The sequence below is a fragment of the Streptomyces deccanensis genome, assembly GCF_022385335.1.
Taxonomy (GTDB): Bacteria; Actinomycetota; Actinomycetes; order Streptomycetales; family Streptomycetaceae; genus Streptomyces; species Streptomyces deccanensis.
This window is the reverse complement of record NZ_CP092431.1, coordinates 602,591-617,209: the sequence shown is the minus strand read 5'-3', so window position 1 is coordinate 617,209 and position 14,619 is coordinate 602,591. Positions and strand designations below refer to the sequence as shown.

The 14,619-nt window shown below is 71.9% G+C and carries 12 protein-coding genes; 5 read left to right on the top strand and 7 right to left on the bottom strand.

What is annotated here, in order from left to right:
* Positions 1–3 precede the first annotated feature (3 nt).
* The 7 genes from arfA to L3078_RS02765 all read right to left on the bottom strand — a co-directional run bounded on the left by arfA (position 4) and on the right by L3078_RS02765 (position 7,632).
* A complete protein-coding gene (gene arfA / locus L3078_RS02795; RefSeq protein WP_239750416.1) occupies positions 4–1,533 on the bottom strand; it encodes an arabinosylfuranosidase ArfA in 1,530 nt (509 codons plus the stop codon).
* A gap of 58 nt (positions 1,534–1,591) precedes the next feature.
* Positions 1,592–2,671 carry a lactonase family protein gene (locus L3078_RS02790; protein ID WP_239750415.1) on the bottom strand — a complete coding sequence of 360 codons (1,080 nt, stop codon included), beginning with the start codon at positions 2,669–2,671 and terminating at the stop codon, positions 1,592–1,594.
* A 41-nt stretch (positions 2,672–2,712) separates the two neighbouring features.
* Positions 2,713–3,615 (bottom strand): sugar kinase, encoded by a 903-nt coding sequence (locus L3078_RS02785; protein WP_239760184.1) that lies wholly within the window; start codon positions 3,613–3,615, stop codon positions 2,713–2,715.
* A 62-nt stretch (positions 3,616–3,677) separates the two neighbouring features.
* On the bottom strand, positions 3,678–4,337 hold the full coding sequence (locus L3078_RS02780; RefSeq protein WP_239750414.1) for a bifunctional 4-hydroxy-2-oxoglutarate aldolase/2-dehydro-3-deoxy-phosphogluconate aldolase: 660 nt from the start codon (positions 4,335–4,337) through the stop codon (positions 3,678–3,680).
* An 87-nt stretch (positions 4,338–4,424) separates the two neighbouring features.
* Entirely contained in the window at positions 4,425–5,246 is an 822-nt protein-coding gene (locus L3078_RS02775; protein WP_239760183.1) for a carbohydrate ABC transporter permease, read from the bottom strand.
* Positions 5,246–6,289 carry a carbohydrate ABC transporter permease gene (locus tag L3078_RS02770; protein ID WP_239750413.1) on the bottom strand — a complete coding sequence of 348 codons (1,044 nt, stop codon included), beginning with the start codon at positions 6,287–6,289 and terminating at the stop codon, positions 5,246–5,248. The genes L3078_RS02775 and L3078_RS02770 overlap by 1 nt, the downstream gene beginning before the upstream one ends.
* Positions 6,286–7,632, bottom strand: a complete 1,347-nt coding sequence (locus L3078_RS02765; protein WP_338059451.1) for an extracellular solute-binding protein — start codon at positions 7,630–7,632, stop codon at positions 6,286–6,288. Before L3078_RS02765 ends, L3078_RS02770 begins: the two co-directional genes overlap by 4 nt.
* Positions 7,633–8,107: 475 nt before the next feature.
* Between L3078_RS02765 and L3078_RS02760 the strand changes: the two genes are divergently transcribed.
* The 5 genes from L3078_RS02760 (at position 8,108) to L3078_RS02740 (ending at position 14,576) form a co-directional block, all read left to right on the top strand.
* Complete coding sequence (locus tag L3078_RS02760; RefSeq protein ID WP_239750412.1) at positions 8,108–9,157, top strand: LacI family DNA-binding transcriptional regulator; 1,050 nt, start codon at positions 8,108–8,110, stop codon at positions 9,155–9,157.
* The gene (locus tag L3078_RS02755; RefSeq protein WP_239750411.1) at positions 9,154–9,918 is read left to right on the top strand and encodes an SDR family NAD(P)-dependent oxidoreductase; all 765 of its coding nucleotides are present in this window, start codon (positions 9,154–9,156) and stop codon (positions 9,916–9,918) included. Before L3078_RS02760 ends, L3078_RS02755 begins: the two co-directional genes overlap by 4 nt.
* Before the next feature lie 200 nt (positions 9,919–10,118).
* Complete coding sequence (gene dgoD, locus L3078_RS02750) at positions 10,119–11,264, top strand: galactonate dehydratase (RefSeq protein ID WP_239750410.1); 1,146 nt, start codon at positions 10,119–10,121, stop codon at positions 11,262–11,264.
* Between the two features lie 87 nt (positions 11,265–11,351).
* Positions 11,352–12,218, top strand: coding sequence for an oxygenase MpaB family protein (locus tag L3078_RS02745; RefSeq protein ID WP_239750408.1), 867 nt, complete (start codon positions 11,352–11,354; stop codon positions 12,216–12,218).
* A 63-nt stretch (positions 12,219–12,281) separates the two neighbouring features.
* On the top strand, positions 12,282–14,576 hold the full coding sequence (locus tag L3078_RS02740) for a serine/threonine-protein kinase (protein WP_239750405.1): 2,295 nt from the start codon (positions 12,282–12,284) through the stop codon (positions 14,574–14,576).
* Positions 14,577–14,619 lie beyond the last annotated feature (43 nt).

Here is a 14,619-nt window from a genome sequence, read left to right as displayed (position 1 = left end):
CCCTCAGTCCTGACGGGGCGTCAGGCGGATCATGTTCCAGGACAGCGGTTCGAGTTCGGCGTGGAGGACGCCGTCGGTGACGCCGGTGCCGAGGGCGGCGTGCGGGGTGACACGGTCGGGCCGGTCCGCGGTGTTGGTGGCCTCCGGGTCGCCGTCCGCCAGCACCAGGTGCTCCACGAGGGTGTGGGCGTCGACGCCGCGCAGGTCGATCGAGAGCGGCAGGGCCTCCGTCTGGCCGCGGTTGACCGCGAAGACGGTGACGGCGCCCGTCGCGTCGTCGATCACCGCGGTGGCGTGCAGCAGCGGTACGTCACCGAAGCGGGCGGTGGGGTACGTCGGGCTGTCCACCTCGACGCGCAGCACCCGGCCGCGTCCGTACGCCGACGCCTGGGCGAAGGGGTAGAACGTGGTCTGCCGCCACGCCGGGCCGCCCGGCTCGGTCATGATCGGCGCGATGACGTTGACGAGCTGCGCGAGGGAGGCCGAGGTGACCCGGTCGGCGTGCCGCAGCAGCGCGATGAGCAACGAGCCGAAGACCACGGAGTCGGTGACGGTGTAGACGTCCTCCAGCAGGCGCGGCGCCTGCTGCCACTCCTCGACGTGGTGCGGGTTGGGCCGCTTCTGGTACCAGACGTTCCACTCGTCGAAGGAGAGGTTGATGCGCTTGTCCGCCTTGAGGCGGGCGCGGACGTGGTCACAGGTGGCGACGACCGACTCGATGAAGTGCTCCATGTCCACGGCGGACGCCAGGAAGGAGTCGCGGTCGCCGTCGATCTCCTCGTAGTAGGCGTGCAGGGAGACGTAGTCCACAAGGTCGTACGCGGCCTGGAGGACGGTCGCCTCCCAGGAGGCGAAGGTCGGCATGGAGGAGCTGGAGCTGCCGCAGGCGACCAGTTCGAGGTCGGGGTCGACCTGCCGCATGGCGCGGGCGGTCTCGGCGGCGAGGCGGCCGTACTCCTCGGGGGTCTTGTGCCCGGTCTGCCAGGGGCCGTCCATCTCGTTGCCCAGGCACCACATCCGGATGCCGTACGGCTCCTTGTCGCCGTGGGCGGCGCGGCGGTCGGACAACTCGGTGCCGCCGGGGTGGTTGGCGTACTCCAGCAGCCGTACCGCGTCCTCGACGCCCCGCGTGCCGAGGTTGACGGCCATCATCGGCTCCATGCCGGTCTTGCCGCAGAAACCCATGAACTCGGAGAGGCCGAATTCGTTGGTCTCGGTGGACTTCCATGCCAGGTCCAGCCGGGCCGGGCGCTCCTCGCGCGGGCCCACGCTGTCCTCCCAGCGGTAGCCGGAGACGAAGTTGCCGCCGGGGTAGCGGACGGTGGTGACGCCGAGCTCCTGGACCAGTTCCAGGACGTCCTGGCGCAGGCCGTCCGCGTCGGCGGCGGGGTGGCCGGGCTCGTAGACGCCGGTGTAGACGCAGCGGCCCATGTGCTCGACGAACGATCCGTACAGACGCGGGTTGACGCTGCCGACGTCGAACGCCGAGTCGAGGGTGAAGCGGGCGGCGGGCGTGGTGCCGGGCTCGGACATGACTGCCTTTCGGATGTGACAGGGAAGGGGGTGGGAGGGGGGAGGAGGGACGGGGAGGTCAGAGGGCCAGCGCGCAGACCACCGAGGGGGCGGGGAGCGGCGGGTGGGGCTGGGTGAGAGTGCCGTCGTCCTGGATCCGCAGGGCGGCGAGCGTGCCGCTGTGCTGGTTGGCGACGAGCAGATGACCGGCCGCCAGGGTGAGGCCGCGGGGCCAGGTGCCGCCGGCGGGGACCTCGCCGAGCGGTTCCAGGGTGGTGTCGGTGAGGCGGAACGCGGCGACCGTGTCCGCGCCCCGGTTGGTCACCCACACGAAGCGTCCGCAGGGGGAGGCGACGATTCCGGCGGGCTGGTTGACGACGCCGTGGGCTGCCGTGGCGGGTACGGAGGACAGAGCTGTCAGGGTGCCGTCGGTGGCGTCGTAGCGGTGGCAGGTGACGGTCGAGGACAGCTCGTCGGCGCTGAACACCAGGTCGCCGCCGGGGGAGAAGGCGAGGTGGCGGGGGCCGGATCCCGCACTCATCGGATTCACCGCGATCCGCTCCAGGGTTCCGGTGAGGGTGCTCAGCCGGTAGGTGAAGACCGCGTCCGCCCCCAGGTCGGTGGCCAGGACGTAACGGCCCGCCGGGTCGACGAGTACCTGGTGGGCGTGGCTGCCCTCCTGGCGTCCGGCGACCGGGCCCGAGCCCTGGTGGACGACGAGATCGGTCGGCTCCAGCAGCCGTCCGTCCGCGCCGAGCCGGTGTACCGCGACCGTGCCCGGCGCGGTGTCGCTACCGTAGTTCGCGGTCAGCAGCCACTCGCCGCCCGGGTGGACGGTGAGGTGGCAGGGGTTCGCCCCGCCGCTGCTCATGGGGTCGCCCAGCGGGGCCAGGGTGCCGGTGCCGTCACCGTCACGGGCGACGGCGCTGACGGTCCCCGCCTCGGTCTCGTTGGTGCTGTAGACGACGTCGAGCGTGGGGTGAGCGGCCAGGAAGGAGGCGCCGCTGACGTGCAGCGGCTTCACCTCCTCGTCGTACGTCGTACGGCCGGTGGTGGGATCGAGGAGCAGTGCGGCGATGCCGGGGCCTTCCCCGCCGGAGTCCGGTGTGTAGGAGCCGGTGAGGAGGGGGAGCGCGCCGGTGGAGGGGCGTGTGGGCATGGGTGGTCCTGAGAGTCGCTGTGCCGGGACGGAAAGGGGTGTCAGCGGACGTTGTCGTCGTGGTGGTCCAGCAGTCCTAGTTCGGAGCGCCGGGGCAGGCCCTCCCAGTCGCCGGCGGTGCTCACCGCGAACGCGCCGAGCAGGGCCGCCGTCTGCAGCCGCCGCTCCGGCGGCTCTCCCGCGAGCAGTTCGGCCAGGTACCCGGCGGCGAACGCGTCTCCCGCGCCCACCGAGTCGTGGACCTGGACCGCGACGGCGGGTTGCCGGTGGGGCTTTCCGTCGATGAGGGCGTATGCCCCGTCGGCACCGATCTTGATCACGGCCCCGCCGGGCCCCAGGTCGCAGATGCCCTGGGCGAGTTCCTCCGGTCCGTCGGCGCCGGGCACCACGAGAGCGGCCTCGTGCGGTCCGGCGAAGACCAGGTCGCTCCTGCGCAGCAGAGGCAGCAGGACCGTCCGGGCCTCGGCCTCGCTCCACAGCAGGGAACGGAAGTTGACGTCCAGCGAGATGGTCACGCCGGCGTCGGCGGCGATGTCGACGGCCCGGGTCACTGCCGAGGCGGGGTCCTTCCCGAGCGCCGGGGTGATGCCCGTGATGTGGAGGACCGCCGCTCCCGCGACGACGTCCTCGGGGATGTCGTCGGCGGTGAGCCGGGCTCCGGCCGTGTGGGTGCGGTAGTAGCGCGTACGGCTGTGGGTGGACGTGCGGCGTTCCTTCAGCAGCAGGGAGGTCGGGGCGCCGTCGCGTACGGCGACGGTGGTGACCCCTTCGGCCCGGAGTTCCCGCAGGACGAGTTCGCCGAGTTCGTCGTCGCCCACCCGGCCGATCCAGGTCGCGGCTCCGCCGAGTCGGCTGACTCCGACGGCGACGTTGGACTCCGCTCCGGCGATGCCCAGACGCAACGGCGTGCCGAGCGCGAACGGGCCGGGATCCCGGGCCGCCATGACGGCGAGCACGTCGCCGAGGGTGACGAGGTAGGGCTCGCCGGACGGGGGTGAGGAGGTGTTCACGCGCCCACCTCCCCGGCCCGTACCGCGTCCAGCAGGGTGCGCGCCCTCGTGGTGAGCGCCTCCAGTGCCTGCTCGGTCGGGTCCTGGTCCGCCCCGCGCAGCAGCGGGGAGCCGATGCCGACCGCGCGGGCGCCCGCGTCCAGGTAGTCCCGCGCCTCGTCGACGCCGACGCCGCCGACGGCGACGAGGGGGATGTCGGGCAGCGGGGCGCGCAGTTGGCGCAGATGGGCGGGGCCACCCGTGCCCGCCGGGAACAGCTTCACGGCGGCGGCGCCGGCCCCCCACGCCTGTGCCACCTCGGTCGGTGTCCAGGCCCCCGGGTAGCACGCGACACCCCGGTCCGCCGCGTACCGGACGACTTCGGTGTCCACGACCGGGGCGACCAGGAACTCCGCTCCCGCCGCCAGGGCGTCCCTGGCCTGGGCGCAGGTGATCACGGTGCCGGCGCCCACCGCCACGTCGGGGCCGAGTTCCGCCCGGACGGCGGCCACTGCGTCGAGCGCTCCGGCGGTGGTGAGGGTGACCTCCAGGCAGGTGATGCCACCGGACGCGAGGGCCCGGGCCACGGCGGGCAAGGCGGAGGCGTCGGCCGACCTGAGTATGGCCATGACCCGTGTCCGGCCGAGCTGCGGGGTGAGGGCGGGACGCTCCGTCATGACCCCACCGCCGCAAGGGGTATGGCAGTCGACTGGGTGTCGGTCATGCGAAGTTCCTTTGCTGCGAGGTGCGTTGCTGAACGGGGGCTACTTGAGCCCGGAGGTGGCGGCGCCGGTGACGAAACCCCGCTGCACGATGAGGAACAGCGCCAGCACCGGGACCACGTACATCACGGCACCCGCGGCGACCAGGTTCGGCAACGGCGAGCCGTGCTCGTTGACGTAGCCGTAGGCGAGCTTGACCGCGAGCGTGGTGTGGGCGTCGTCCAGCAGCAGGGCGGGCGCGATGTAGTCGCCCCAGGTCCAGCTGAAGGAGAGGATCAGGCTGGTGGCGATGACGGGCCAGGACTGCGGCAGGAAGATCCGCCAGAAGATCCGGATCTGCCCGCAGCCGTCCACGATCGCGGCCTCCTCCAGTTCCTTCGGCATGTTCGAGAAGAACTGCCGGAACAGGAAGATCAGGTACGGGGCGCCGCACAGGCCCCACAGCACCCACGGCACATAGGTGTTGGTGAGGTGGATCTTGGCGAACAGCAGATAGGTCGGGATGAGCGTGAGGACCTGCGGCAGCATCATCGTCGACAGCAGTACGGAGAAGATCAGCCGCTTGCCGGGCGCCTGGAGGCGGGCGAAGCCGTAGCCCGCCCACGCGGAGGCCAGGGTGACCAGGACGGCGTAGAGGGTGGCGATCGTCAGGGAGTTGCGGGCGTAGCCGAGGTAGTCGATCTGGGTCAGGGCGTCCCGGAAGTTGCTCAGGGTGGGGTGGTGCGGCCACCAGTGGATGGGCAGCGCGCGCAGCTCGGAGGGAGCCTTCAGCGCGGTCTCCACCAGCCAGGCGAACGGGCCGAGGAAGAGGACGACGGCGCCGACCAGCAAGACGTAGACGGCACTTCTGCGGGGGAACACCATCACTTGCCTCCGATCGTGCGCGGCCGAGAAGGCTTGTCCGGCTCGGGGGCGACGGAGTAGAAGACCGCCCCCTTGCTGAGCCTGAAGACGAGGAAGGTGATCGCGACGATGATCAGGAACAGCACCCAGAGCATCGCCGAGGCGTATCCGTAGCGGCCGTTGGCGAAGTACTGGGCGAACACGTGGATCATGAACAGGTAGTTGCCCTCGGGGACCGCCGAGACGCCCCTGGGGGTGGGATCGAGGGAGATCAGCAGCGGCAGGAAGCTCTGTACGGCGGCGATGATGCCGGTGATGACCTGGAAGAACAGCACCGGGGAGAGCATCGGGACGGTGATCTTGATGAAGGACTGCCAGGCGTTCGCCCCGTCCATGCGGGCGGCCTCGTGGAGTTCCTTGGGGATGTCCTGGAGCCCCGCCAGGGAAATGATCATGGCGTTGCCGCAGCCCCACAGCATCAGGGTGATCAGGACCCAGCGGGCGTAGGGGTCCATCAGCCAGCTCACACCGTTGATGTTCAGGGCGTCGAGGACTCCGTTGGCGGCGCCCGAGTCCCGGTCGAAGATCAGCTTGAAGGTGAGCGCGGCGCCGACCGGTGGCACGACCGCGGGCAGGTACAGCAGGGTGCGGAACAGCCCGCGGGCCCGGACCGGCTGGTTGACCAGCACCGCGAGCAACAGCCCCGCCGCGATGCTCAGCGGCACCGTGATGGCGGTGAAGACGCCGGTGCGGGCGAGGGAGGACAGGACCTCCGGGTCGGACAGGACCTCCCGGTAGTTGTCCAGACCGACGAAGCGGGAGTTGTTCGACAACCCGTCGGAGTTGGTCAGGCTCAGCCACAGCGCGTAGCCGAGCGGGAAGGCCGTCAGGGTGAGGAAGCCCAGCACCCAGGGGCCGGCGAACACGTAGAAGGAGACGGCCCGGCGGGTGGTCAGCGAGGTGCGCCGACGGCCGGCGCGCCCGGGGGTGCGGGGCCCGGGCCGGGCGGCCGTCTCCCCGGAGGGGGACGGCGCGCCCGGCGCGGTGATCTGTCCGGTACTCACCCCACGAGCTCCTTGCCCTGGGCGAGCTGCTCGTTCATCCGGGAGTTGAGCGTGTCGGCCACCTTGCCCGCCGACGTCCCGGACTTCACGGCACCCGGCAGGACCTTGGTGAGCACGCCCTCCAGGGCGGCCTGCTGGGCGTACGGGGTGAAGCTGAGGACGGAGAAGTGCGGCAGCTCCTGCTCCTGCACCTGGAAGGCCTGCTTCTGGAAGGCGCTGGTCTGCGGCATGTTCGCGCGCAGCGACTTCAGGGAGGGGATGCCCCAGCCGCTGGCGGCCCGGTCCTGGGCGGGCTTGCCGCCGAAGTACCACTCGAAGAACTTCCAGGACGCGTCCTTGTTCTTGGCGTCCCTCGGGATCCAGAAGCCGGTGGCGCCGAAGCAGGAGCTGACGCGGTTGCCGCCGAACTGCGGCGCGGGCGCGAAGCGGGAGACCTCGGCGAGCTTGGCGTCGGCGCCGATCAGTCCGCCGAACCAGTAGCCGTTGCAGCTCATCGCCATCCGGTTGGCCTGGTAGGTGGGGCCGTCCCAGCCGTCCGGGTTGGGGTTGACGACGTTCGGGCCTATGTCGGCCTTGGCGTAGTCGAGGTACCACCGCAGCGCCTTGAGCGCCTCGGGGGAGGAGAAGTCCACCGTGGCCAGGTCCTCGGCGAACAGGCTGCCGCCGGCGGAGGCGGTCATCCCCATGAGCTGCGGGAAGACGCCCATGCCGGTGGCGTTCAGGCCGTACACCTTCACCTTGCCCAGGCGGCGCTTGACCAGCTTCTTGCCCAGGTCCAGCCACTCGTCGTAGGAGATCGGCTCGGTCTCGCCGGGCGCGTCCAGCTTTGCGGCCTCGAACATGTCGGTGCGGTACCAGAACATGGAGTCCTGGGAGTAGTCCTTCGCCATGCCGTAGCGCGGTCCGGCACCCTGCTTCTTGCCGTCGTAGCGCCACACGTCGTTGACCGGGTCGAGGTCCGAGTCCTTCAGCACCGAGCTCTTGGCGAAGTACGGGTCCAGGTCCGTCATCAGGCCGCGGGCGGCGAAGTACGGGGTCTCGGTCGCGCCGAAGCCGCGGACCACGTCCGGCGGGTTCTTGGCGGCCAGCATGGCATTGAGCTTGGTGGCGTCCCAGATGATGACGTTGAGGTTCATCCCCAACGACTCTTCCGCGGCCTTGAGGGTCTTCTTGTCCCACTCGTTCTCCACCGTCATCACGGTGAGCGTCGTCTTGCCGCTCCCGGATCCCTTCGTGCCGTTGTCGACGGAGCCGGCACAGGCGGACAGTCCGGTCGCGGCGACCGCGGTTCCGGCGGAGAGGGCGAGGAAGCGCCGTCTGTCGAGGGGCGATGACATGGGCATGTGAATTGCCTTTCGTGGCGGTGCGTGCGGCGGCTGCGGGGTGTGGGCGGAGTCCATGGCGGCATGGGGGGCTGCCGCGAGGAGCGGACGGGTGAGGGTGGCGGCCGGTGGCGCACCGGCTCGCCCGGGGTGATGTGAGACGCGTTGCACCGGGCACAGCCGTCTGCGTGGACGGTGCGCGCACGGTTGTCAGGGGGCCGCGAGTGCGACGGTGGTCGCTTGCGCGGCGGGTCGGAGTGGGACTCCTCGGCCGCGGTTGACGTGGAGTCAACTGTGGCCGACATCTAGCCAAACCGATATGACCGGTTTCGCAGGTTTCGCTCAGGTATACCGCTTATTTCCGTCTGAGGAAACCGGTTGACTGAAACTTTCGCGAACGTTAAGTTGCGTTTCCAGAAGGTGTCAAGAGGCCAGAACGCGTCACTCCGAATCCCGCACGGCGGACCAGGGCGACGCCCGCCGAGAGGGGGAGCACGTGCCGGAACAGCCCGTCCGGGCCAAGCTCGTGGATGTGGCACACGCGGCCGGGGTCTCCAAGGCCACCGTGTCCAAAGTGCTCAACGGCCGCCAGGACCTGTCCGTACGGCCGGAGACCCGCCGGCGTGTCCACGAGGCCGCCGAGGCGCTCGGCTACCGGCCTCACTCCGGGGCCCGGGCCCTCGCGGGAGCCAACACACACGCGCTGGCCCTGCTGATCCCGGCCCTCGCCAACCCCACGTACGTCACCATCGCCCGCGGTGCCTACCAGCGAGCCCGGGAACTGGGCTACCTCTCCCTGCTGGCCGAGGACTTCGACGGGCAGGAGGCCGACGAGTCCTTCAACGACCTGGTCCAGGAAGGCAGGGTCGACGGACTGCTCATCGCCTCGGCCCGCCCGGGTCACCCCCTGCTGGACGCGCTGAGCCGCAGCGCGGTCCCCCATGTCTTCCTCAACCGCTCGGTCGAGGGATCCGGCCGCAACGTCACCATGGACGTCGCCCGCTCCAGCGTGACGGCACTCGACCATCTGCACGGCCTCGGCCACCGCGCGATCGGCCACATCGCCGGTCCCCCCGGGATCACCCCGAGTGAGGTCCGCAAGGAGGCCTTCCTCCGGTACGCCGACACACTCGGGCTGGACGCGGCCCCCGTCGCGTCCGGGGACTTCACCGAGGACGGCGGCGGCTCCGCCGCGCGGGAGCTGCTGCGCCCCGCCGACGGCGACGGGCGGCCACCCGTCACCGCGCTCTGCACCAGCTCCCTCGCGCAGGCGATAGGCGCCATGGCCGCGATCCGCGACCTCGGCCTCCGGATCCCGGAAGACGTCTCCGTGGTCGGCAACGACGACCTGCCCGTGGCCGCGCACCTCAATCCACCCCTGACCACCGTCGCGATGCCCCTGCACGAACTGGGGACCGCCGCGGTGGACGCCCTGGTGGCCACCATCGAGGGCAAGCCGACGGGAGACGTCGTCGTACCGACCGAGCCGCGGCTGGTGCTGCGCGGCTCCACGGCCAGACCGGCAGCACGAGGAGGAACGCCATGACCGTCGCCGTACCGGCGCGTTTCACCGGCCGTACGGCCCTGCTCACCGCGGCCGCCTCCGGTATCGGGGCGGCCACCGCCCACCGGCTGGCCGCGGAGGGCGCGTCCGTCATGGTCACCGACGTGGACGCCGAAGGCGCCCGGCGGGTGGCCGAGGAGATCCGCGCCGGGGGCGGACGGGCGCGGGACCGGCGCCTCGACGTCACCTCGCCGGCGGAGTGGGCCGAGGCCGTCGCCGAGGCGGAGTCCTGGGCGGGACGCCTGGACGTGCTCCATCTCAACGCCGGCCGGAACCTGCCCGCGGCGGCACACGAACTGGACGACACCGGCTGGCACGACCAGCTGCGGCTCTCCCTCGACTCCGTGTTCTACGGCGTCCGGGCCGCCGTGCCCCTGCTGAGGACGGCCGGGGGCGCGGTGGTGATCACCTCGTCCGTGCACGCGGCCATCGGCTTCAAGGGCTTCCCCGCGTACGCGGCGGCGAAGGGCGGGATCGACGCCCTCGTACGCCAGCTGGCCGTCGAGTACGGAGGCCAGATCAGGTTCAATTCCGTCCTTCCCGGAGCCGTGGTCACGGCTCTCTGGGCCGAGACGCCCGAGGAGTACAAGGCACAGACCGCAGCACGCACCCCCGTCGGCAGGCTCGGAGCCCCCGAGGACATCGCCGCCGCCGTGGCCTTCCTCGCCTCCGAGGACGCCGCTTTCGTCACCGGCCAGAACCTGCTCGTGGACGGTGGCCGCAGCATCAGCTCCCAGGAGTAGGCGGCCGACCGCCCCGCCCGCCCCGAGAACGACCCGAGCGCCGCGACACGCCGAGCGGACACCCCGCCGCACGCGCCGCACGGCAGCCCCCGCGCACCACCCCTCCTTGTCGCTCCCCTCGACAGGGCATTCCCCCGCTCGACAGGGCATCCCCCCCCGCGCCATGCCCGCGCACCGCACAGGACCCGGAGGTCCCTCCCATGAAGATCACTGGATACGAGCTCTTCCTCGTCGAACCGCGCTGGCTCTTCCTGCGCGTCGACACCGACGAGGGCATCTCCGGCTGGGGCGAGCCCATAGTCGAGGGCAAGGCCCACACCGTCGCCCGCTGCGTCGAGGAGATGTTCGACTACCTGCTCGGCCAGGACCCGGCCCGGATCGAGGAGCACTGGCAGGTGCTCGCCAAGAGCGGCTTCTACCGCGGCGGCGTCGTCCTGAACAGCGCCCTGGCCGGCATCGACCAGGCACTGTGGGACATCGCCGGCAAGACCCACGGCGTCCCGGTCCACCAACTCCTCGGCGGCCACGTGCGCGACCGCGTCCGCGTCTACGGCTGGGTCGGCGGCGAGACCCCCGAGGAACTGGGCGAGTCGGCGGCCGCGCAGGTCGCCAAGGGTATGACGGCCGTCAAGCTCAACCCCTGCGGCCAGCTGGAGCCCCTCGCCACACCCGCCGCGATCGATGCCATCGTGGCCGGCGTGACCGCGGTCCGCGAGGCCATCGGCCCGGAGCGCGACCTGGCGCTGGACTTCCACGGCCGGTTCAGCGGCGCCATGTCCCGCCGTGTGCTCCCCTTCCTGGAGCCGCTGCTGCCGCTCTTCGTCGAGGAGCCCGTGCTGCCCGAGTTCACCCGGGACCTCGGCGCCGTGGTGCGCTCCACCTCGATCCCCATCGCCACCGGCGAACGGCTGTACTCGCGCTGGGACTTCCGCTCGGTGCTCTCCGACGGCATCGCCGTGGCCCAGCCGGACATCAGCCACGCCGGCGGCATCTCCGAGACCCGCCGGATCGCCGCGATGGCCGAGACCTACGACGTCCTGGTGGCACCGCACTGCCCGCTCGGCCCGATCGCCCTCGCCGCCAGCCTCCAACTCGACTTCGCCATCCCCAACTTCCTCATCCAGGAACAGGCACTGGGCATCGGCTACGGCGACAGCGGCGGCCTGCTGGACTACCTCGCCGACACCACGCCCTTCACGTTCCGCGACGGCTACATCGACCGCCCGACAGCGCCCGGTCTCGGCATCACCATCGACGAGGACGCGGTCCGCGCCGCCGCCGAACGCGGCCACCGCTGGCGCAACCCCGTCTGGCGCAACACCGACGGCTCACTGGCCGCCTGGTAGCCACACACGGCACACACGGCACACACGGCGCGCAGGGCTGCGAACGTGGCCCTGGTGTCGACTGTCGATCCCGGTCACACTGGCGGGGTGGATGCCCCCGATCACCCCGCCCCGGGCGACCCCGGTCTGTTCGGACCGGCCTCCGTGACCTGGCAGGTCCACGGCGACCCCATGATGTGGATCGCCGGGGTCCGCGCGCTGTACCTCCAGGCCCTGCACCCGCGCGCGGTGCGCGGCGTCACGCAGAACTCCGACTTCCGCAAGGACGCCTGGGGCCGGCTGCTGCGCACGGCGAGCTTCGTCGGCACGACGACGTACGGCACCACGGAGGCCGCCGAACACGCCGGCGCCCGGGTCCGGAAGATCCACAGCCTGCTCTCGGCGACCGACCCGGACACGGGGGAGCGGTACGGCGTCGACGAACCGGAGCTGCTGCTGTGGGTGCACTGCGCGGAGATCGACTCCTACCTCCACATCGCGCGCCGCTCCGGCTACCCCCTCACCCAGGCCGCCGCCGACCGGTACGTCGGCGAACACCGCGTCAGCGCCCGCCTGGTCGGCCTCGACCCCGCCGAAGCACCCGGTGACACGGCGGAGTTGGCGGCCTACTTCACGAAGGTGCGGCCCGAGCTGGCGGCCGGCCCCGAGGCACGGGAGGTCGACGACTTCCTGCGGCGCCCGCCCGCCCATCCGTTGCTCGTACCGGCACGTGAAGCACTGTGGCGGCGCGTGGCGAACCTCGCGTACGCCTCCCTGCCGCCGTACGCCCACGAGCTGTACGGCAGACCGGGCCCCCCACCCGACGTGGTCACCCGCCGCCTGCGGCTCACCGGAACCTTTCTTCGCTCCGTCCCCGCACGTCTGCGCTGGCAACTCCCGCCCAAACACATCCTCCGCGCCATGTCACGGCTCGGCCCCGGCTCCCGCCCGGCACCGTACAAAGTCGGCAGATAGGCCGCCATACTGGACGGGCCAGGGGAGGGCGGGTCCGGTCGGATACGGGGGCGATCGTCGGCGATGGGGGACACCAGGCTGATCCAGGGCCGGTACCGGCTGCTCGATCTGATCGGGCGCGGGGGGATGGGCGAGGTCTGGCGTGCGAGGGACGAGTCACTGGGGCGGCAGGTCGCGGTCAAGTGCCTCAAACCCCTCAACAGCCAGCCCGACCAGTCCTTCACACGGGTCCTGCGGGAGCGGTTCCGGCGCGAGGCGCGCGTCGCCGCGGCCCTCCAGCACCGGGGCGTGACCGTCGTCCACGACTTCGGCGAGTCCGACGGTGTGCTGTTCCTCGTCATGGAGTTACTGGAGGGCCGCAACCTCAGCCAGCTCCTGGAGGACAACAAACACCATCCGCTGGCGGTCCCGGCGGTCGTCGAGATCGCCGATCAGGTGGCCTCCGCCCTCGCCTACACCCACCGCCAGGGCATCGTGCACCGTGACCTGAAGCCGGCCAACATCATGCTGCTCACCGACGGCACCGTGAAGATCTGCGACTTCGGCATAGCGCGCCTGGGCCGTGACGTCACCTTCACCTCCCGCCTCACCGGCACCGGCATCGCGATGGGCACCCCGCACTACATGTCGCCGGAACAGATCGTCGGCGGTCAGGTCGACCAGCGGAGCGACCTCTACTCGTTCGGCTGTGTGCTCTACGAGATCGCCACCGGAGTGCCGCCGTTCGACCTCGACGACGCCTGGGCGGTGCTCATGGGCCACCGGGACACCGCGCCGACGCCGCCGCGCAGCCACCGCGACGAGGTGCCCGAGTACCTCGACCGGATCATCCTCGACCTGCTCGCCAAGGAACCCGAGGAACGACCCTACGACGCATGCGAGTTGGGCCGCAGGGTCGACGAGGGGCGGGCGGCGACGGCCGTGCCGCCGGGCCGCCTCCACGTCCTCGCCCCGACCGCGGTACCCCCTCCCGCCGCCCCTGCCGTCGCTGCCGGCGAGCCCCGGCCCTGGACGCGGCCCGGACAACTGCCGTCGCGGGAACCCCGGTTGCCCTCCTGGACCTGGGGCATGACCACCGGCCACAAGGCCGCCGGGACCGGACCGGGCCTCGCCCCGCCGGACGCCTCCGCCGGGCTCACGGGGGAGTGGATCGCCCGCCCCGCCGCCGGTCGCGTCGAGCACCCCGCACAGGACGAACGTCCGGCCCCGCCACCGGAGTTGATCACCACCCTGGCCGGCCGGCACAACGCGGGCCTGAGCCTCGGCCGCCTCGGCCGCTGGACGGAGGCCGGCGAGGTGCACCGCGCGGTCGCCGCCGAACGCGAGCACGCCCTCGGCCCCGACCACCCCGACACCCTCGCCAGCCGCTACGAGGTCGGCTTCACCCTCAGCCGCACCGGCCGCCCCGCCGACGCGCTGCGCGAGTTCGCCCACGTGGCCCGCGCCCGCGAGCACGCGCTCGGCGCCGAGCACCCCGAGACCCTCGCCGCCCGGCAGGAGATGGCGTACGTGCTGGGCCAGTTGGGCCGTCACCTCGAAGCCCACCAGGCCTACACCTCGGTCCTCGCCGTCCGCGAGCGCCTCGCCGGCCCCGACCACCCGGACACCCTGCGCTGCCGCCACAACCTCGCCTTCAACCTCAGCAGGCTCGGCCGTCTGGAGGACTCGTACCGCATGGCGAACGACGTGGCCGCCGCCCGCACCCGGGTCCTCGGCGCCAACCACCCCGACACCCTCGTCACCCGGTACGAGGTCGCCTACGCCCTCGGCCAGTTGGGCCGCTGGCCCGAGGCGCTGCGGACCTACGAGGAGGTCGCCGACGCCCGGGCCCAGGCCCTCGGGCCCGACCACCCCGACACGCTCGCCGCGCGCCACGAGGTCGGCATCAGCCTCGGCCGGCTCGGCCGCAGCGCCGACGCGCTCACCCTCTACCGCGCCCTCGTCGACGACCGCACCCGCGTCCTCGGCCCCGACCACACCGAGACGCTCCGCGCCCGGCACGGCCTCGGCGTCAACCTCGGCCGCCTGGGCCGTTGGGAGGAGGCCCTCGCCGAGTCCCGGGACGTCTGCGCCCTGCGGGAGCGCGTCCTCGGGCCGGACCACCCCGACACCCTCGTCAGCCGCCGCGAGGTCGCCGTCGGCCTCGGCTGGCTCGGCCGCTGGCCCGACGCCCTCACCGAGTACCGGCGGGTCGCGGACGCCCGCGAACACGTCCTCGGCCCCGACCACCCCGACACCCTCGCCAGCCGCAACGACGAGGCACACTGCCTCGAACAACTGGGCCGAGGCCAGGAGGCGGTGGAGCTGTACCGCCGAGTGGCGGCGTTACGCCGACCACGGACTACCGACCACCACTGACCCCACGGCCGGCCGAGGGCGACGCCCTCAGCACTGCTGACGG

Excerpts from the sequence above, each read along its gene's own strand:
- arfA (WP_239750416.1), bottom strand. The coding sequence starts at position 1,533 with ATGTCCGAGCCCGGCACCACGCCCGCCGCCCGCTTCACCCTCGACTCG.
- L3078_RS02790 (WP_239750415.1), bottom strand. The coding sequence starts at position 2,671 with ATGCCCACACGCCCCTCCACCGGCGCGCTCCCCCTCCTCACCGGCTCC.
- L3078_RS02785 (WP_239760184.1), bottom strand. The coding sequence starts at position 3,615 with ATGGCGGCCCGGGATCCCGGCCCGTTCGCGCTCGGCACGCCGTTGCGT.
- L3078_RS02780 (WP_239750414.1), bottom strand. The coding sequence starts at position 4,337 with ATGACGGAGCGTCCCGCCCTCACCCCGCAGCTCGGCCGGACACGGGTC.
- L3078_RS02775 (WP_239760183.1), bottom strand. The coding sequence starts at position 5,246 with ATGGTGTTCCCCCGCAGAAGTGCCGTCTACGTCTTGCTGGTCGGCGCC.
- L3078_RS02765 (WP_338059451.1), bottom strand. The coding sequence starts at position 7,632 with ATGCCCATGTCATCGCCCCTCGACAGACGGCGCTTCCTCGCCCTCTCC.
- L3078_RS02755 (WP_239750411.1), top strand. The coding sequence starts at position 9,154 with ATGACCGTCGCCGTACCGGCGCGTTTCACCGGCCGTACGGCCCTGCTC.
- dgoD (WP_239750410.1), top strand. The coding sequence starts at position 10,119 with ATGAAGATCACTGGATACGAGCTCTTCCTCGTCGAACCGCGCTGGCTC.
- L3078_RS02740 (WP_239750405.1), top strand. The coding sequence starts at position 12,282 with ATGGGGGACACCAGGCTGATCCAGGGCCGGTACCGGCTGCTCGATCTG.